This is a genomic window from Variovorax sp. GW821-FHT09B05 (genome assembly GCF_059418265.1).
Window position 1 is genome coordinate 16864 of the sequence record NZ_JBWKPN010000001.1, and the last position, 18354, is coordinate 35217.

At 69.3% G+C, this 18354-nt stretch carries 13 protein-coding genes; 8 read left to right on the forward strand and 5 right to left on the reverse strand.

Annotated features, from left to right (window positions below; translation table 11 throughout):
- Positions 1-12 precede the first annotated feature (12 nt).
- The 4 genes from AC07RM_RS00070 to AC07RM_RS00085 are packed head-to-tail and all read right to left on the reverse strand — an operon-like array spanning position 13 to position 6467.
- Entirely contained in the window at positions 13-1644 is a 1632-nt protein-coding gene (locus AC07RM_RS00070) for an ABC transporter substrate-binding protein (protein WP_495332035.1), read from the reverse strand.
- Positions 1645-1646: 2 nt separating this feature from the next.
- The gene (locus tag AC07RM_RS00075) at positions 1647-3293 is read right to left on the reverse strand and encodes an ABC transporter substrate-binding protein (protein WP_495332036.1); all 1647 of its coding nucleotides are present in this window, start codon (positions 3291-3293) and stop codon (positions 1647-1649) included.
- On the reverse strand, positions 3290-4843 hold the full coding sequence (locus AC07RM_RS00080; protein WP_495332038.1) for an amidase: 1554 nt from the start codon (positions 4841-4843) through the stop codon (positions 3290-3292). Before AC07RM_RS00080 ends, AC07RM_RS00075 begins: the two co-directional genes overlap by 4 nt.
- A gap of 19 nt (positions 4844-4862) precedes the next feature.
- Positions 4863-6467, reverse strand: coding sequence for an ABC transporter substrate-binding protein (locus AC07RM_RS00085; RefSeq protein WP_495332040.1), 1605 nt, complete (start codon positions 6465-6467; stop codon positions 4863-4865).
- Between the two features lie 220 nt (positions 6468-6687).
- Here AC07RM_RS00085 and AC07RM_RS00090 point away from each other — a divergent pair, with 220 nt between their 5' ends.
- A complete protein-coding gene (locus tag AC07RM_RS00090) occupies positions 6688-7923 on the forward strand; it encodes an acyl-CoA dehydrogenase family protein (protein ID WP_495332042.1) in 1236 nt (411 codons plus the stop codon).
- A gap of 14 nt (positions 7924-7937) precedes the next feature.
- Here AC07RM_RS00090 and arr read toward each other — a convergent pair whose 3' ends face one another.
- On the reverse strand, positions 7938-8348 hold the full coding sequence (arr, locus tag AC07RM_RS00095) for an NAD(+)--rifampin ADP-ribosyltransferase (protein WP_495332044.1): 411 nt from the start codon (positions 8346-8348) through the stop codon (positions 7938-7940).
- Between the two features lie 198 nt (positions 8349-8546).
- Here arr and AC07RM_RS00100 point away from each other — a divergent pair, with 198 nt between their 5' ends.
- The 7 genes from AC07RM_RS00100 (at position 8547) to AC07RM_RS00130 (ending at position 18335) form a co-directional block, all read left to right on the forward strand.
- Positions 8547-9731: an LLM class flavin-dependent oxidoreductase gene (locus tag AC07RM_RS00100; RefSeq protein WP_495332046.1), complete on the forward strand. Its 1185-nt coding sequence runs from the start codon at positions 8547-8549 to the stop codon at positions 9729-9731.
- A 61-nt stretch (positions 9732-9792) separates the two neighbouring features.
- Positions 9793-10818, forward strand: coding sequence for an aldo/keto reductase (locus AC07RM_RS00105; RefSeq protein WP_495333392.1), 1026 nt, complete (start codon positions 9793-9795; stop codon positions 10816-10818).
- Positions 10815-12053 carry an SfnB family sulfur acquisition oxidoreductase gene (locus AC07RM_RS00110; RefSeq protein WP_495332048.1) on the forward strand — a complete coding sequence of 413 codons (1239 nt, stop codon included), beginning with the start codon at positions 10815-10817 and terminating at the stop codon, positions 12051-12053. Before AC07RM_RS00105 ends, AC07RM_RS00110 begins: the two co-directional genes overlap by 4 nt.
- 32 nt (positions 12054-12085) lie before the next feature.
- Entirely contained in the window at positions 12086-13051 is a 966-nt protein-coding gene (locus AC07RM_RS00115; RefSeq protein WP_495332049.1) for an aliphatic sulfonate ABC transporter substrate-binding protein, read from the forward strand.
- A gap of 419 nt (positions 13052-13470) precedes the next feature.
- A complete protein-coding gene (locus AC07RM_RS00120; protein WP_495332051.1) occupies positions 13471-15720 on the forward strand; it encodes an alpha/beta hydrolase in 2250 nt (749 codons plus the stop codon).
- A gap of 158 nt (positions 15721-15878) precedes the next feature.
- Entirely contained in the window at positions 15879-16685 is an 807-nt protein-coding gene (locus AC07RM_RS00125) for a MetQ/NlpA family ABC transporter substrate-binding protein (RefSeq protein ID WP_495332053.1), read from the forward strand.
- A 30-nt stretch (positions 16686-16715) separates the two neighbouring features.
- Positions 16716-18335, forward strand: coding sequence for an ABC transporter substrate-binding protein (locus AC07RM_RS00130; RefSeq protein WP_495332055.1), 1620 nt, complete (start codon positions 16716-16718; stop codon positions 18333-18335).
- The last annotated feature ends 19 nt before the right edge of the window (positions 18336-18354 follow it).

Sequence of the window (18354 nt, forward strand, 5' to 3'; positions counted from 1 at the left end):
TTTCACTGTCGATCAGGTGCCGATCCACGCACCGGCCAGGTTGCCGGCGATGCCGTCGGCGCTGACCGTGTGGCCGCGCACGCGGCGGTCGGCGATGGTGTAGTTGTCGAGTGCCAATAACGTGATGTCGGGCAGGTCGCGCACGATGTGGCGCTGGAACTCGGCGAAGGCCTGGCGCCGGCGCGCCTCGTCGGTCTCGATGGCGGCCGCCTCGAGCAGCCGGTCGACCTCGGGGTTGTTGTAGCCCGAGCCGTTGGAGAACGGCAGGCCCTTCTTGAAGTTCTTCGACCAGTACAGGCGCTGGATGCCCACGGTGGGGTCGAAGGTGTTGCTCATCACGCTCACGTGCAGGTCGAAGGCGCGGTCGGCATAGATGCGGCGCACGTAGGTCGCGAAGTCGGTCGCGTTGATCGTGACCTCGATGCCGATGCGCCCCAGGCTCTGCTTCAGGTACTCGGCGGTGCGCTGGCCGCCCTCGTTGGGAATGGGCGTCAGCGCGAGCTTGAGCCGCAGGTTGGGGCCGGCCTTGCCGCGCGCGAGGCCCGCCGCGTCGAGCAGGGCCTCGGCCTGCTTCGGATCGTGCGGCAGCACCGGCAGGTCGGGCACGTAGAACTTCGCGAGCGCCGGATGCACCGGCCCCGGAATCAACCGGCCCTGGCCGTACCACACGGTCTTCTGCACCACCTGGCGGTTGATGGCATGCGCGATCGCCTGGCGCACGCGCAGGTCCTGCAGCGCGGGGTTCTCGAGGTTGAACTCCACGCGCGAGACGTTGTTGATGTACTGGTAGCCGTTCGGCTCGAACACCAGGTTCGGCCTGGCGCGCAGCCGCTCCACGTCGCCCAGCGGCACCGGCGTGCCCGGGCTCAGGTGCACCTCGCCCTTCTCGATCGCGGCCGCGCGCGCGGCGGCGTCGGGAATGAACCGCACGATCAGCCGGTCGACGTAGGGCTTGGGGTTGTCCCAGTAGTCGGGGTTGCGCTCGTAGCTCACGTGGCTGCCGCGCACCCATTCCTTGAAGACGAAGGGGCCGGTGCCCACGGGCGCGTTGTTGGCCGGGTTGGCGTCGGCCTTGCCGTTCTCGTAGAGGTGCTTCGGCACGATCGGCGACTCGGCCGCCGACAGCGCGGTGATCAGGTAGGGCACCGGCTTCGACAGCACGAGGATCGCGGTGTGCGCATCGGGCGTGCGCACCTCCGACACGCTCGAGAAGGTGGCGCGCCCGCGCGGGTGATATTGCTTGAGCAGGCCGATCGAATGCGCGACGTCGGCCGAGGTGAAGGGCCGGCCGTCGTGCCACTTCACGCCGCGGCGCAGGGTGAAGCTGTACTGCAGCCCGTCGGCGCTCACGCTCCAGGCGGTCGCGAGCTGCGGCTGCGGCGAGAGGTCGAAGCCGTAGCTCAGCAGGCCCTCGGTGGTCTTGGCCGAGATCAGCACCGAGGCGCCGGCCGAATGCGCGATGGTGGTGAGCGTGGGCGGCTCGGGATCGATCAGCACGGTCAGCGTGCCGCCGCGCACCGGCGTGCCCGCGTCGCGGCCCTGCGCGAGCGCGGACACCGCCGCGAACGGCGAGGCCAGGCCCGCGAGCCCGAGTCCCGCGCCGGCCTGCAGCCAGGCGCGGCGCTCCATGTTCCAGTCCTGCATGCTCATCCCTTGAGGTGAAGATCGGCGAAGTTGCCCGACAGGCCCTCGGCGCCGACCGTGTGGCCGCCGATGCGGCGATTCGCCACCGTGACCTGGGCCACCGCCACGAGGCCGATGGTCGGCAGCTCGCGCGCGATCACGCGCTGGAACTCGGCATAGAGCGCGCGCCGCTTCGCGGCATCGTTCTCGACCGCCGCGGCCTCGAGCAGCCGGTCGACCTCGGGGTTGTCGTAGTGCGCGCCGTTGGAGAAGGGCACGCCGGGGCGGAAGTTCTTCGACCAGTAGAAGCGCTGGATGCCGACCGCGGGATCGAACATCTGGCTCATGCCCTGGTTGTTGAAGTCGAAGTCGCGGTCGGTGTAGACGCGCTTGATGTAGGCGCCGAACTCCTGCGTGCGCACCGTCACGTCGATGCCCACGCGCGCGAGCGCCTGGCGGATGTACTGGCCCACGCGGTTGCCGCCGCCGTCGAACACGTCGTGGCTCACGCGAAAGCGCACGCCGTCGGCGCCGCGCGCAAAGCCGGCCTCGTCGAGCAGTGCCTCGGCGCGCTTGCGGTCGAAGCCCGGCACGCCCGCCGCGGGCTCGTAGAAGGCGCGCAGCACCGGCGAGATCGGGCCCGGCGCGGCCAGGCCGTAGCCGTACCACACGGTCTTGAGGATCACCTCGCGGTCGATCGCATGGGCCACCGCCTGGCGCACCTTGGCGTGGCTGAAGTAGGGGTTGTCGAGGTTGAACTCGATGCGCGTGGTCGAGTTGTTGAAGTACTCGTTGCCGCGCGTGTCCAGGCTCAGGTGCGGCAGTGCCTTGAGCCGGTCGAGGTCGGGGATCGGCACCGGCGTCGCGCCGGCCAGGTCGACCGTGCCGCTCTCGAGCGCGGCCGCGGCCGCCGCGGGGTCGGGCACGAAGCGCACCACCAAGCGGTCGATGTAGGGCTTGCCGGCATCCCAGTAGTCGGGGTTGCGCTCGTAGATGATGTGACTGCCGCGCTGCCATTCCTTGAACACGAAGGGCCCGGTGCCGATCGGCGCGTTGTTGGCCGGATGGCTCGCGAGATCGCGACCCTCGTAGACATGGCGCGGCACGATCGGCGATTCGGCGGCCGCCAGCGCGGTCAGCAGGAAGGGCGCGGGCTTGCTCAGCACCAGCACCGCGGTGTGGGCATCGGGCGTGCGCACCTCGCTCACGCTCGCGAAGGTGGCGCGCCCGCGCGGATGCGACTGCTTGAGCGCGAGGATCGAGAAGGCCACGTCGGCCGAGGTGAAGGGGCGGCCGTCGTGCCACTTCACGCCGCGGCGCAGCCTGAAGGTGTATTGCAGCCCGTCGGGCTGCACCTCCCAGGCCACGGCGAGCTGCGGGCGTGGGCGCAGGTCGAAGTCGTAGCTCAGCAGGCCCTCGACCGCCTTGGGCGACACCAGGAAGGTGCCGGCCGCGGAGTTGACCAGGCCCACCAGCGTGGGCGGCTCGAGCGCGGTGAGCAGGGTGACGACGCTGCCGGGCTTGTGGCGCGGCGCGGTGTCCGGTGCGGTATGGGGCGCGGCATCGGGCGTGGCATTTGCCGCGGCGGCCGGCACCGCGGCCAGCGCGAGCGGCAGCCCTGCGAGCCGCCGGTGGAAATGCCGGCGGCTGATCGGAGGCGTCGGCGTCATGCGGCGGGCGCGGTCGGGGCGGCAGGTGTCGTGGGCGCGGCCACGCTGTCCTCGTAGCCCGGCGGCGCGATGAAGCCGCCATAGGCCTCCTCGAGCAGCCGCGCGAAGGCGATGGTGGTGCGGTCCTCGAGGTAGGCGCCGACCGCCTGCGCGCTCACCGGCAGGCCCTCGTCGTCGAGCCCGATCGGGAAGCTGGTGGCCGGCAGGCCCGGCAGCACCGGCAGCCCGGCCCAGGCGAACAGGTCGAGGAAGCGCACCTCGCGCGTGCCGTCCTCGAAGGCCACGGGATAGGTGCGCGCATCCTTGGGCTCGCTGTGGTTATGGCGGAAGGCCGGCAGCGGCGCCACCGGCGTCACCACCACGTCGAACTGCGCGAAGAAGCGTTCCCACTGGTGGCGCAGCGCCACGCGCGCCTCGTGGTCCTGCAGCCACTGGCTGTGGCGCAGCGTGGAGGCACGCAGCCAGGCAGCGTCGGCGCTGTCGTCCTCGGGCGAGAGTGCTTCCAGCCGCTGCTGCGCGGCCTCGCTGAGCGCGGGCGGCGCGGCCAGCGACGAGCCCAGCAGGCTGCGATAGACGCGGTGCGAGCGCACCAGGTCGGGCAGCAGACCCGGCGGCAGGTCGGCCGGCCGGCTCACCTGCACGCCCTGCGTGCGAAGCCGGTCGACCACGCGCTCGCTCACCTGGCGCTCATGCACGCTGCGCTCGTTGCCGGGCCACTGGTCGATCACCAGGACGCGGAAATCGGACAGCCGCGCATGGCGCGCCGGCGGCAGGCTCGCCTTCCAGCCCTTGGCCAGCAGCGGGTCGCGATTGATCAGCAGGCCGAGCGCCAGCTCGAGATCGGACGCCGTGCGCGCGAGCGGCCCGGCCACCACCAGGTCGCGCTCGGCATGGCGGCCCGAGGGCACGCCGGTGCCGCGCAGCGCCACCAGGCCGGCGGTCGGCTTGTGGCCGTACACGCCGTTGAAGTGCGCGGGAATGCGGATCGAGCCGCCGATGTCGGTGCCGATCTCCAGCGCCACGTAGCCCGCGGCCAGCGCCGCGGCCGAGCCGCCCGAGGATCCGCCCGGCGTGCGCGCCGGGTCCCAGGGGTTGTTGCTGATGCCGTAGACCGCGTTGTAGCTCTGCAGGTCGGCCAGGCCCAGCGGCACGTTGCTCTTGCCGACGATCACCGCGCCGGCCTCGCGCAGCGCGGCCACCGCGAGCGAGTCCGCGCGCGCCACGTTGTCGGCGAAGGCCGGGTTGCCGCTGCTCGTGACCAGGCCCGCCACGTCGAAGGATTCCTTCACCGTGACCGGCACGCCCAGCAGCGGCCGGCGCTCGCCGCGCGCGAGCGCCGCGTCGGCCTCGCGTGCCGCGGCGCGGGCGCGCTCGTCGTCGCGCACGGGCACCGCGTTGAGCGCGCCGTCGAAGCGGTCGATGCGCGCGAGCAGGTGCTCGAGCAGCGCCACCGCGCTGACGCGGCCCTCGGCCAGCGCGCGGGCCTGTTCGCCGGCGCTGGCGAAGCTCAGCGCGTGCAGTTGATCGTTCGTGATGTCCTGGAGGCTCATGGCGTTGCGTCCGTCTGTCTTACTTGCGGGGTTCGATCCAGGCATCGGCGAAGTCGCCGGCCGTGAGGTCGATGCTGTTGTTGAGTTCGTGCACGCGGGTGCTGTAGACCTGCAGCGCCGAATGCACCGTGACCAGCGGCACCACCGGCAGCTCGCGGCCGACGATCTGCTGGATCTGGCGGAACTGGGTCGCGCGTTTCGCGCCGTCGAGTTCGACCGCGGCCTGGCGGAACAGCGCGTCGACCTGCGGGTTGTCGTAGTGCGAGGCATTGATCCAGATCAGCGGATTGCGCACCCCGTCGCCCCAGTAGATGCGCTGCACGCCCACCGTCGGGTCGAACAGCCGGCCCAGGCCGTTGAGGTTGATGTCGAAGTCGCGCGTGCTGTAGACGCGCTTGAGGAAGGTGGGCAGGTCGCCGTCGACGATCTCGACCTTGACGCCGATGCGCGAGAAGGCCGCGCGCAGGTAGTCGCTGGTGCGCTTGAATTCCGCGCCCGGGATGTAGCTCAGCCGCAGCGAGAAGCGCGTGCCGCCCGCGCCGCGCGGCTGGCCGGCCTCGTCGAGCAGGCGGTTGGCCGCGGTCACGTCGAAGGGATAGCGGAAGGTGCTGTCGTCGTAGTAGTCGGCCAGCACGCGCGGGATCGGAGAGTTCACCACCTCCACGCGCTTGTGGTAGATGGTGTCGCGGATGAAGTTGCGGTCGATCGCCTGCGCGATCGCATGCCGCACCTTCGGGTTCGCGAGCACCGGGTTCTCGAGGTTGAACTCGAGGAACGAGGCGTTGTTGAGGAAGGCGTCGTAGGTGGCGTCGACCTTGAGCTTCGGGTTCTTCTCGAGCCGTTCGAGGTCGGCCAGCCCCACGCCGAGCGCCGCGTCGACCTCGCCGGTCTCGACCGCGGTGGAGATCGCGGCCGGATCGCGCACGAACTTCACGATCACGCGGTCGAGGTGCGGATAGCCCTTGCGCCAGTAGTTCGGATTCTTCTTGAGCACCAGGTGGCTGCCGCGCACCCACTGGTCGAACACGAAGGGACCGGTGCCCACCGGCGCAGTGACATTGGGATTGCCCAGCGGCTCGCCGTCGGCGTAGCGGTGCGAGGGCACGATCGGCAGTTCGGCCGAAGACAGCGACTTCAGCAGGAAGGGCGCGGGCTTCGACAGCACGATCACCGCGGTCAGCGGATCGGGCGCGTCGACGCGTTCCACGTTCGCGAGCGTGATGCGCCCGCGCGGTCCCTGCTTCTTCTGCGTGAGGATCGAATAGCGCACGTCCTCCGCGCCGAAGTCGCGGCCGTCGTGCCACTTCACGCCGGGGCGCAGCTTGAAGGTGTACTTCAGGCCATCGGCGCTGACCTGCCACGACGTGGCGAGCAGCGGCTGCGCGCGGAACTGCGCGTCGTAGCGCAGCAGGCCCTCGGTGATCTTCGCACTGATGTTGCGGTTGTCGGTCTTGGTGTCGAGGAAGGACACCAGCGAGGTCGGCTCCTGCGACACCGCGAGCGTCAGCGTGCCGCCGTCGATGGGTTGGGGGGAGGGTGCGGTGCCCTGCGCGAAGGCGCCCGGGAGCGCGGCGGCCACTGCCGCGGCGAGGGCGACGCGCAGCGCCCATCGATCGAATTTCATTCTCTGACTGGTTAGCGGTTGGGCCGCCGATGGTCTGGGATATCCCCGCGAAATCCAAGCGCGCGCTTAGCATCTTTTCGCGTTTGGAAATGCGCCGTGCTCCACGCGATCCGTGCCCGTTCGCCATTGCAGGAATGCGAGTTTTCTTATGCGGGAAACGGCCATGCCGCGCGCCCATACTGCGTTCATCCTCGACCGCTCGCTGACCGCACCTTCACCGATGAACGCACCCGATCGCGCCGCGCAGGCGCCCGACCTCCAGACCCTGCTCGATCGCCTGCCCGCGCTGGCCGCGGCCATTGCACAAGGCGCCTCGCAGCGCGAACGCGACCGCGTGCTGCCCTTCGAGGCCTTCGCGCTGTTCCGCGCCTCGGGCCTCGGCGCGCTGCGCGTGCCGCCCGAGCGCGGCGGTCCCGGCGGCTCGGTCGAGGACCTGATCGAGGTGGTCGCGACGCTCGCCGCCGCCGACTCCAACGTCGCGCATGCGCTGCGCATCCACTACAACGCGATCGAGCTCTGGACCACCGCGCCACCCGATGCGAACAGCGAGCTGCAACTGGCGCGCGTGCGCGAGGGTGCGCTGTTCGGCGGCGCCTTCACCGAGCTCGGCACGCCCAAGTCGGGCACCGTGACCACCGCGCTCGAGCGCGATGGCGATCGCCTGGTGCTCAACGGCCGCAAGTACTACGCCACCGGCACCGCCTTCTCGGACTACGCGAGCATCGCGGTGCGCGACCCCGAGGGCCGCGATGTCGCCATCGTCGTGCCCACCCGGCGCGAAGGCCTGCACGTGAAGGACGACTGGGACGGCATGGGCCAGCGCCTGACCGCGAGCGGCAGCCTGGAGTTCGAGGGCCTCGAGGTGCAGGCCGACGAGCTGGTGTACGGCAGCCCCAAGACCCTGCAGCGCCGCCATGCATCGTCACTGCGCCAGCTCTACCTGGTGGCCGTGGCCGCGGGCATCGTGCGCAACATCTTTGCCGACGCGCTCGACTACGTGCGCCACCATGCGCGGCCGGCCGCGCACAGCCCGGCCGACAGCGCGGCGCAGGACCACTTCACGCAATGGGTGGTCGGCGACCTCGCGACCGCCACGCACGCGGTCGATGCGCTGGTCTCGGACAACGCGCGGCGCCTCGATCGCTCGGCGCAGGCGCTGCGGCACGATGCCGCGAAGGAGCACGAGGACGAGCGCACGCGCCAGCTCGTGCTCGAAGGCGCGCTCGCCACCGCGAAGACCCAGCTCGCGGTGAGCCGCATCGCGCTGCAGGCGGCCGAGCGGCTCTTCGAGGCCGGCGGCGCATCCGCCACCTCGCGCCGCCACAACTTCGACCGCCACTGGCGCAACCTGCGCACCATCTTCAATCACAACCCGCTGCAGCAGAAGGCACGCGTGATCGGCGACCACCATCTCAACGGCACGACCACGCACCTCGAAGAGGGCAAGGTGTTCTGACAAGGTATGGGCGTTCAGTCCTCGATTGCCTCGATGCCCGCGCGCCTGAGTTCCTCCAGGCGCTCGCGCATCGCCAGCAGCTGCTCGGGCGCATGGCCCTGCCAATCCTTCACCTCGCCCGTGATCCGCAGCGGATGCCGCGTACGGTAGGACTTCGTCGGGTTGCCGGGGAATTTCTTGTCGGTCAGGTTGGGGTCGTCCTCGATCGGGCCGATCGGCTCCACCACGTAGATCCGGCCGCGGCCCTCGCCGACGGCCAGCTCGGCGCCCCAGGTCGCGGCCTCGAGCGTGGCGCTCAGGTAGACATACACGGCCTTCCTGCGCTGGCCGTAGTTGGAGCTGTAGCCCGCCTCGATCAGGTCACCGAGGTTCAGGTCGGCCTTGGTGCCGTGGTAGTAGGGCGGTGGGGTGGGGGTGGCTGACATGTGCGAATGTACCTCCGGGAAAAGTCGAGCCGAAGGAGGTTAGCGGAGTTCCATGCCCACGCTCCTACGCTTTCTCGTGTTCCCCCAAAGCCGTCCACCTTCGCCATTGCGCCTCCCCGCATGTCGATATGCGAATTACGGGCGTGCCATTCCCGCCCCTGCTGGCCAGAATCCGCGCCAGCAGAAAGTAATCCTCCAATGTCCCTGTCACACCGACCCGGCGCCATCGCCGGATGGGAGCGCTTCGTCGCGCCGACCGAATTCGCCGCCAGCCCGATCTCCCGCGCCTTCGAGCAGCCGGTGCTGCTGGGCCTGTTCCTGCCGATCCAGGCCGGCGGCTGGAGCGCGTCGACCTTGCCGCGCACCACCGACTGGCGCTTCGACTACAACCGCGACCTGGTGCTGCAGGCCGAACGGCTGGGCTTCGACCTGGTGTTCGCGCTCTCGCAATGGCTGCCCAAGGGCGGCTACGGCGGGGTGTTCAACGGCAACGCGCTCGACTCCTTCATGACGACGGCCGCGCTCACCGCGGTGACGCAGCGCATCCTGCTGATCTCGACCATCCACGTGCTCTACGGGCCGCTGCATCCGCTGCACCTGGCCAAGTACGCGGCCACGCTCGACCACATCTCGGGCGGGCGCTGGGGCATCAACGTGGTGACCGGGCACCGCGCGGTCGAACACGAGATGTTCGGCTCGCAGCGCATCGAGCACGACCGGCGCTACGAGCTCGCGGCCGAGTTCCTCGAGGCGGTGCAGCGGCTGTGGGCCGACACCGAGAACTGGTCGTTCAAGGGCGAGTCGCCGTGGAAGCTCGACGGCGCCTTCGTGTCGCCCAAGCCGCGCTTCGGGCGGCCCGTGCTGGTGAACGCGACCGGCTCGGACGCCGGCATCGAGTTCGCGGCGCGCTACTCCGACATCGTCTTCATCACCAGCCCGGCCGGCTCGAGCTTCCCGAGCGCGATCGAGGCGCTGCCCGCGCACACGGCGCGCGTGAAACAGGCCGCGCGCGACGTGGGCCGCGAGGTGCGCACGCTGCTCAATCCCATGGTCATCAGCCGCGCGACCGAGAAGGAGACCTGGGCCTACCACGATGCGATCGTGGCGCATGCCGACGTCGACCCGCAGGCCAGCTTCAACCGCTTCGACAGCGACGCCCATGCCTGGCGTGGCCGGGTCGGCAACGACACCGCCAAGCGGCGCGCCATCGGCGGCAACATCGAGGTGATCGGCACGCCCGAGCAGGTGGTCGAGCAGTTCGTGCAGCTCAAGCGCGCGGGTGTCGACGGCCTGCAGCTGAGCTTCTACGACTTCAAGCCCGATCTCGAATTCTTCGGCGACCGCATCCTGCCACTGATGAAGCAGGCCGGACTGCGCTTCTGATGCCGGCGCGTCACGCGCGCCGCCTCTTCCTTCCTCTCTTCTTCCTTCTCCCATGAGCACCATCGACTACCGGCCGCTCGGCCGCAGCGGCATCCTCGTCTCGCCGCTGACCCTCGGCACCATGATGTTCGGCGGCCAGACCGACCGCGCGACCTCGCAACGCATCGCCGACCGCGCGCGCGAGCAGGGCGTGAACTTCATCGACACCGCCAATGCCTACAACCAGGGCCAGTCGGAGACGGTGGTCGGCGAGCTGATCGCGCCGCACCGGCAGCACTGGGTGCTGGCGACCAAGTTCGCCAATGCCGATCCCGACATCGAAGGCCCGAACAACCGCGGCACCGGGCGCCACGGCATCGTGCGCTCGGTTGAGGCCAGCCTGAAGCGCCTGGGCACCGACCACATCGACCTGCTGTACCTGCACCGCGAGGACCGCCAGACGCCGGTGGAGGAAACCGTGCGTGCGCTCGGCGACCTGATCCGCGCGGGCAAGCTGCGCAGCTACGGCTTGTCGAACCACAGCGCCTGGAAGATCGCCGAGTTCGCGCGCACGGCCGATGCGCTCAATGTCGACCGGCCGGTGGCGACGCAGCCGCTCTACAACCTCGCGAACCGGCAGATCGAGGCCGAACACCTGCCCGCGGCCGAGTACTACGGGCTCGGCGTGGTGTCGTACAGCCCGCTCGCGCGCGGCGTGCTCACGGCCAAGTACCGGCCCGGCGAGGCACCGCCGCCCGGCACGCGCGCTGGCCGTGACGACAAGCGCATCCTGCAGACCGAATGGCGCCCCGAGTCGCTGGAGATCGCGCAGCGCGTGAAGGAACACGTGGAAGGCCGCGGCATCACGCCGGGCCAGTTCGCGCTGGCCTGGGTGCTCAACAACCGGCTCGTGACCTCGGCCATTGCCGGGCCGCGCACGCTCGAGCAGTGGGAGGACTACGTGCCCGCGCTGCAGTACCGCTTCACCGATGTGGACGAGGCACTGGTCGACGGCCTGGTGACCACCGGCCATTCGTCGCGCCCGGGCTTCAACGATCCCAGCCACCCGTTCTTCGGCCGCAAGCCGCGGCATCGCGCGGCGGCATGAGCGCGCTGGCCGCATCGATCGAGGTCCAGGCGGATCTGCCGCGGACCGCGCGCCGTGTCGAGCCGGCGCAGCGGCTGCGCTCCGACGCCGAGGTGCTCGAAGCCGCGCAGCGCGTGGCGAAGTCACTGGTCGAAGGCGCGGCCGCGCGCGACAGCCAGCGCCTGTTGCCCGAGCGCGAGCTCGACCAGGTCTCGGGCGCCGGCCTGTGGGCCATGAACCTGCCGCGCGCCCATGGCGGCGCGGCCGTGTCGTATGCCACCGTGGCGCGGGTGTTCGCGATCCTGTCGGCGGCCGATGCCTCGATCGGCCAGGTCCAGCAGAACCACAACAGCGCCGTGTTCTGGCTCTCGACCATCGGCAGCGAGGCGCAGAAGGACTTCTTCCTCGGCGAGATCCTGCGCGGCTGCCGCTTCGGCAATGCCAACGTCGATGCGCCGCGCGACGGTGCCGTGCAGCCGCTGCGGATCGAGCGCACGCCGCGGGGCTGGCTGCTGCGCGGCGAGAAGATCTACGCCACCGGCGCGCTGTTCGCGCACTACGTGTCGGCCATCGGCCTGAACGCGGCCGGCGAGAAGACGGTGGCGATCATTCCGGCGGGCACGCCGGGCCTGAGCATCGAGGACGACTGGCAGAGCTTCGGCCAGCGCACCACCGCGAGCGGCCGCGTGCACCTCGACGACGTGCTGCTGCCCGATCTCTGCGTGCTGCCGATCCACCGCGCCTACAGCGAGCAGCCGATGGGCGCGGTCTCGCAGATCAGCCATGTGGGCATCGACCTCGGCATCGCCCAGGCCGCGCTCGACGACACGGTGCGCTTTTTGCGCGAGCACGCATCGATCGCGCAGCCGGCCGGCGCGCCGCGCGCGATCGTCGATGCGCTGGTGATCGCGCAGGTCGGCGAGATCCAGATCCGCCTGCATGCGGCCGAGGCGATGACGCAGCGCGCGGGCCTCGCGCTTGACGAGGCCATCGCCCGGCCCGACCGCGAACGCCGCGCCGCGGCCTCGCTCGCGGTGGCCGAGGCCAAGGTGCTGACCTCGGAGATCGCGCTGCATGCCTCGAGCAAGCTGTTCGAGCTCTGCGGCACGCGTTCCGCGCAGGCGCCGCATGCCTTCGACCGCCACTGGCGCAACGCGCGCGTGCACACGCTGCACGACCCGGTGCGCCACAAGTTCACCGTGGTCGGCGACCACCTGCTCAACGGCATCCTGCCCGAGAGCGCGGGTGCGCTGTGACCCTGGCCCCCTTTCGCTGAATCGATCCCGCCATGCTGACCCGCCGCCAATTCACTCTCGCCGCGGGCGCCGCCTCGCTGGTCGCCGCCCCTTCCGCCTGGAGCGCCGCCACCGGCCTCAAGGGATCGACCCTGACGCTGGGCTACCAGAAAACCGGTATTCCGTTGGTGGCGCGCCAGCTCAAGGTGTTCGAGAAGCGCTTCGAGCCGCTGGGCATCCGCATCGAATGGGCCGAGTTCACCTCGGGCCTCAACCTGCTGCAGGCCATGGACACCGGTGACGTCGCCTTCGGCAATGCGGGCAACGTGGGCTGCATCTTCCTGCAGGCCTCGGGCGGGCGCGTGGCCTATGTGGCGGCGCAGCCCTCGACGCCGCGCTCCGAAGGCATCCTCGTGAAGGAGGATTCGCCGATCCGAAGCATCGCCGACCTGCGGGGCCGCCGCATCGGCTATGCCAAGGGATCGAGTTCGCACAACCTGGTGGCGGCCGCGCTCGAACGCCAGGGCCTGGACATCAAGGCCGTGACCAGCATCGGCCTGGGCGCGGCCGATGCGGCCTTCGCCTTCGATGGCGGCGACATCGATGCGTGGGCCATCTGGGACCCGTACTTCACCATCGCGCGCCGCCGCAACAAGACCCGCGTGATCGCCTGGCAGGGCGACGTGCTCGAGGACAGCGCTTCCTTCCTGCTCGCCAACACCGGCTTCGCCAAGGCCTGGCCCGCGCATGTGAAGGCGCTGATCGACGGTTCGGCCGAGGCCGGCCGCTGGGCCAGGGCCAACCCCGCCGAGGTCGCGAAGTCGGTTGCGGCCGCCACCGGCATGCCGCTGGACGTGGTGACCGAGGTCAATGCCAATGCGGGCTTCGACGTGGTGCCGCTGTCGAACGCGATCCTCGCTTCGCAGCAGCGCACGGCCGATCGGCTGTTCAAGCTCGGCGTGCTGCCGAAATCGGTCGCGGTGCGCGAGGCGGTCTGGGACGACGCGGATCGCGGCTGAGCTTCGCCGAACAGGCGCACAGGATCGCGCGTCGATAAAGCCGGTCAATTGCCTGAATATTAATTAAAAGAACGGCAATTCAGATCAATTGCGACTGATTCCATGGCCTTTCTAAAAGGCATGTGAATTGCTTCTCCGCGCGGTCCGCAATGGCGAGATGCGCACACCACCAGAGACAGGCGTCGCTCGGCGACGCATCGACAGAACCGCATGCGCGAATCGGACACCCCTCGGAGCGAGTCGTGCCTCGATCGCGGATCGCTCCCATCGTCGAAACAATGTCTGGGAGAAGATCAATGAATGGACAGCGTTGCATGCGCTTGTTGAAAGCCTGCGCGGTGCTTCTGGGATTCGCGCTCGCGAGCGGATGCGGAGGGGGAAGCGATGGCGGTGCGGGATCCCTGGCCCTGATTTCACCCGTGCCCACGACCACCGCCACCGGCGGAACGGCCGACCCGGCGCCGACGATTCCGGTGACGACCCCACCCGAGCCGGAAGATCCCTCCGTCGTCACGCGCTTCACCGCGACCGTGCCCTTCGGAGAGAAGGGCGGCTACCTGTCCTCCGAACAGGTGGTCTATGGCTTCGGCACCACGGCCGTCTCCGATGCGCGCTACAAGGACGTGATCTACACCGTGCCGCTGCAGGGCACGGTGCGCTATCCGACCGGGCCGGCCAGCGTGCAAGGCACATCGAAGGTCCAGCCCTCGGCCAGCGGCGGCCATCCGGTCGTGGTGTTCCTGCACGGCATGCATGACGCCTCCGATCTCAACAATGCCAAGGGCTACGACTACCTTCAGAAGAGCCTGGCCGAGAACGGCTACGTGGCCGTCTCCATCGACGCGGGAAAGATCAACGGGCTCAACGGCAATGCCTCGGATGCCGGTGCGCTGGCGCGCGGGCAGTTGCTGATGACCACGCTCGACCTGCTGCGCGAAGGCAATGAGAGCGGCGTCTTCAACGGCGTCGCGCTGCCGGGGCTGAAGGGAAAGATGGACCTCGAGCGCGTGGGCCTGATCGGGCATTCGCGCGGCGCCGAAGCGGTGGCCTATGCGGTGGAACTCAACCGGCAGCGCGTGGGCATCAGCTACCAGAACATCGAGGCGACACGCGCCCTGCGCCTGGCGGCCCTGCCGCTGCAGGCCGCGCAGGAAGCGGCGCAGAAACGGGTCGACGAGGCCCTGACCGCCTCCACCGACGCGGCCGTGCAGCTGCTGCTGGCGAAACTCCAGCTCAAGGCAGCGCAGGACCGGTCGCCGCCCGCGCCATCGTCGGAAATCGATGCCCTGGCCCAGGAGGTGGAGCGGCTGCAGCGCGAGGCGCTCGACGCCAAGGCCAGGCTCGACGCCGAGCAGTTGGCCCTCGAGAAGGCGGATGCCGCGCTCAGGAACATGAGCACGGTGCTGCGGCGCATCAACGCGAACAGCGAGCAGTGGCTGCAGCAGATCGCATCCGAGGAGGAGCTGCGCCGCTCCGGGGTCGTGCTGCCATCGGCCACGGGGCTGCCGCATCGCATCCGCGCGGTCTTCTCGCTGGCGGCGATCAACAAGAAGCAGCTGTCGCGCGTCACGCACGTGCCGTTCATGACCTTGCTGCCGAGCTGCGATGGTGACGTCTACACGCTCGAAGGCGGGCAGATCTTCGACGAGAGCCGCTACACCGCCGAGGACGACAGCGCGCCCAAGTACCAGGTCCTCGTGCGGGGCGCCAACCACAACTTCTACAACGACTACTGGTCCAAGACCGACGATTCGCAGATCCGGGCGCCGCTCTACTGCAAGGCCGCACAGGCGCAGACCTTGCGCCTGAGCCGCGAAGACCAGCGGCGCAATGGCCAGTTCCTGATGGAATCGTTCATGCGCTACTTCGTCGGCGACGAGTTCCAGTTCGCGCCCTACTGGAAGGGACAGGCGCCGATCCCGGCCGCGGGCTGCCCGGCGGGCGAAAACAGCTGCGACGAGCGCGCCGTGCTGACCATCCACCAACCGGCCGCGCAACGCAAGTTGCTGCAGAACTTCCGCAGCGCCGACGCCAGCGCGAAGAATCCGAGCGGGCTGTCGACCGCCTACGAGAAGTTCAGCCAGGCCGTGCAATGCCGTTTCCTCGCGCTCAGATCCGACCGCGACGCGGCATGCAACGACCCCGTGAGCCAGCTCGCCGTCGATCGTCTGTTCAAGGAAGGCGCGCTGTACGACTTCAGCTATGACGCGAAGACGCTGCTGACCTGGTCGATCACGGACCAGGCCCAGTTGCAATGGGCCGCGGCCGGTGCCGCGATGACGATCCACACGGGCGACCTCTCCACCAAGGGCTTCGACACGCTGAGCCTGCGCGTCGCCGTGGTGGCACCGATCGGCCAGGAGGTCGAGATCGCGCTGACCGACACGCAGGATCGCCAGGCGGCGATCAAGGGCAGCGACTTCAGCGACGCGCTCTATGGCATCGCGCGCAAGCCCGACGGCGCGATCCCGCTGGTCGACGCGCCCGCGGACGCGATCTATGCCGATACCGGCACCACCCGACCGCTGCTGAGCATGGTGGCGGTTCCGCTGAAGGCCTTCGCGCTGCATGGCGTGGACCTCGCGCACATCAAGCAGGTCACGCTGAGGTTTCCGAAGGCCTCGGGCAGCGTGGCGGTGACCGATGTGCTGTTGCAGCGCATGAACTGAGGATCAAGCCCGCCGCTTGCTCGCAATTCACATAAGCAAGCGCCGATTCATCGCTTGGGAGCGCGCCAACGCGCCGCTAATCTGCCCAACGCCGGACGTTCCTGCGAGGACAGGGCGATCCGGCGTTTTTCATTTCTGACGATGAGGGAATTCCAACCATGACGTTTTCGTTTCAGCGCGCCTTCTCGGTGATGGTGCTGTCGGTGGCCGGTCTGGGCGCGATGTCCGCGCAGGCGCAGGAGACGCTGCGCGTGGCGGCCTCGCCGGTGCCGCATGCCGAGATCCTCGAATTCATCCGCCCGCAGCTCAAGGCACAGGGCGTGGACCTCGAGGTCAAGGTGTTCAACGACTACGTGCAGCCCAACCTCGCGGTCGGCGACAAGCAGCTCGACGCGAACTTCTTCCAGAACCGGCCCTACCTCGATTCCTTCAACAAGGACCGCAAGACCGACATCGTCGAGGTGCCGAACAGCGACGTGCACATCGAGCCCTTCGGCGCCTACTCGCAGAAGATCAAGAAGACGGCCGACCTGCGCGAGGGCGCGGTGGTGGCGATCCCCAACGATCCGTCGAACTCGGGCCGCGCGCTGGCGCTGCTGGCCAAGCAGGGCCTGCTCAAGCTCAAGGACCCGGCCAACATCAAGTCGACCGCGCGCGACATCGTCTCGAATCCGAAGAAGCTGGTGATCCGCGAGATCGAATCGGCGCAGCTGCCGCGTGCGCTGCCCGACGTGGACCTCGCGCTGATCAACACCAACTACGCGCTCGAGGCCAAGCTCGATCCGGGCCGTGACGCGCTGTTCATCGAGGACGGCCGCAATTCGCCCTACGCCAACTTCATCGCGGCGCGCAAGGACAACCTGCAGTCGCCGGCCATCGCCAAGCTGGTGAAGACGCTGCACACGCCCGAGGTGCGCAAGTTCATCCAGGACAAGTACAAGGGCGCGGTCATCCCGGCGTTCTGAGCGAGCTTCGCTGGCCACACGCACCCGAACATGACATCTCCCTCCCGCAACAAGAACATCGGCGCGCCGAGCCGCCGCGTGCTGGCCGCCGGCGCCGCCGCGCTCTCGGCCCTCGCGCTGCTGGCCGCGCCCGCCGCCTGGGCCCAGCCCCGGCAGGGCGGCACGCTGAACTGGCTGGTCAATCCCGTGCCGGCTTCCATCGTGCCGCTGACGACCACGGCCGGCGGCAATGCCGAGATCGGTCCGAAGATCGTCGAAGGCCTGCTGACCTACGACTACGACCTCAAGCCCAAGCCGCTGCTGGCCACGGCCTGGTCGCTGAGCGCGGACGGCCTGCAATACACCTTCACCTTGCGCAAGGGCGTGAAGTGGCACGACGGCAAGGACTTCACGTCGGCCGACGTGGCCTTCTCGATCCTCACGCTCAAGCAGGTGCACCCGCGCGGCCGCGGTACCTTCGCCAACGTGGTGGAGGTGCGCACGCCCGATCCCTACACGGCCGTGGTGGTGCTGAGCAAGCCGGCGCCCTTCCTGCTGACGGCCCTGGCCGCGACCGAATCGCCGATCGTGCCCAAGCACCTGTACGAAGGCACGGACATCGCGGCGAGCAAGTACAACAGCCAGCCGATCGGCACCGGCCCCTTCGTGTTCAAGGAGTGGGTGCAGGGCAGCCACATCATCCTCGAGCGCAACCCGAACTACTGGGACAAGCCCAAGCCGTATCTCGACCGCGTGGTGGTGCGCTTCGTGCTCGATGCCGCCGCGCGCGCCGCGGCGCTCGAGTCGGGCGCGGCCGACCTGGCCAACGGCACCGGCGGCATTCCGCTGTCGGACGTGGAGCGCTTCCGCAAGCTGCCCGGCGTGGAGATCGACACGCGCATCTCGCCGTACCTCGGCAGCCACCAGCAGATCTATTTCAATCTCGACACGCCGGCGCTGCAGAAGGTCGAAGCGCGGCGCGCGATCGCGCAGGCGATCGACGTGAATGCCTTCGCCAAGACGGTCTGGTACGGCCTGGGCACGCCCTCGGCCTCGCCGATCGGCAAGGGGATCTCGCGCTACCACGATGCGAGCATCCAGCCGTATCCCTACGACCCGAAGGCGGCCGAGGCGGCACTCGACGCGGCCGGCTTCAAGCGCGGCGCGGGCGGCACGCGGCTCAAGCTGCGGGTGCTCTACAACCCGTTCCAGGAACGCCGCGCGGCCGACTTCGTGCGCCAGTCGCTGGGCCGCATCGGCATCGATGCCGCGGTCGAGAGCTACGACTTCGCGACCTACGTGACCAAGGCCTACACCGAGCGCGCCTTCGACATCACGCTCGAGAGCCTCACCAACCTGTTCGATCCCACGGTGGGCGTGCAGCGCGTGTTCTGGTCGAAGAACTTCAAGGTCGGGCTGCCGTTCTCGAACGCAGCGCACTACGTCAATCCCGAGGTCGACCGGCTGCTGGAAGCGGCGGCCGTGGAAGTGGACGAAACCAGGCGGCGCCAGCTCTTCGTTGACTTCCAGCAGATCGTGCACCGCGATGTGCCCTCGATCGAGCTGGGCGCGAATCCGGCGATCACGGTGCTCGCGAAGAAGGTGCGCGACTACGGGCCGACGGGCGAGCACATCCGCGGGAGCTTCGCGGATCTGTACTTCCAGCCCTGAAGCCGCGCCGGCCGGCCGA

Excerpts from the sequence above, each read along its gene's own strand:
- AC07RM_RS00070 (WP_495332035.1), bottom strand. The coding sequence starts at position 1,644 with ATGCAGGACTGGAACATGGAGCGCCGCGCCTGGCTGCAGGCCGGCGCG.
- AC07RM_RS00075 (WP_495332036.1), bottom strand. The coding sequence starts at position 3,293 with ATGACGCCGACGCCTCCGATCAGCCGCCGGCATTTCCACCGGCGGCTC.
- AC07RM_RS00080 (WP_495332038.1), bottom strand. The coding sequence starts at position 4,843 with ATGAGCCTCCAGGACATCACGAACGATCAACTGCACGCGCTGAGCTTC.
- AC07RM_RS00085 (WP_495332040.1), bottom strand. The coding sequence starts at position 6,467 with ATGAAATTCGATCGATGGGCGCTGCGCGTCGCCCTCGCCGCGGCAGTG.
- AC07RM_RS00090 (WP_495332042.1), top strand. The coding sequence starts at position 6,688 with ATGAACGCACCCGATCGCGCCGCGCAGGCGCCCGACCTCCAGACCCTG.
- arr (WP_495332044.1), bottom strand. The coding sequence starts at position 8,348 with ATGTCAGCCACCCCCACCCCACCGCCCTACTACCACGGCACCAAGGCC.
- AC07RM_RS00100 (WP_495332046.1), top strand. The coding sequence starts at position 8,547 with ATGTCCCTGTCACACCGACCCGGCGCCATCGCCGGATGGGAGCGCTTC.
- AC07RM_RS00110 (WP_495332048.1), top strand. The coding sequence starts at position 10,815 with ATGAGCGCGCTGGCCGCATCGATCGAGGTCCAGGCGGATCTGCCGCGG.
- AC07RM_RS00115 (WP_495332049.1), top strand. The coding sequence starts at position 12,086 with ATGCTGACCCGCCGCCAATTCACTCTCGCCGCGGGCGCCGCCTCGCTG.
- AC07RM_RS00125 (WP_495332053.1), top strand. The coding sequence starts at position 15,879 with ATGACGTTTTCGTTTCAGCGCGCCTTCTCGGTGATGGTGCTGTCGGTG.
- AC07RM_RS00130 (WP_495332055.1), top strand. The coding sequence starts at position 16,716 with ATGACATCTCCCTCCCGCAACAAGAACATCGGCGCGCCGAGCCGCCGC.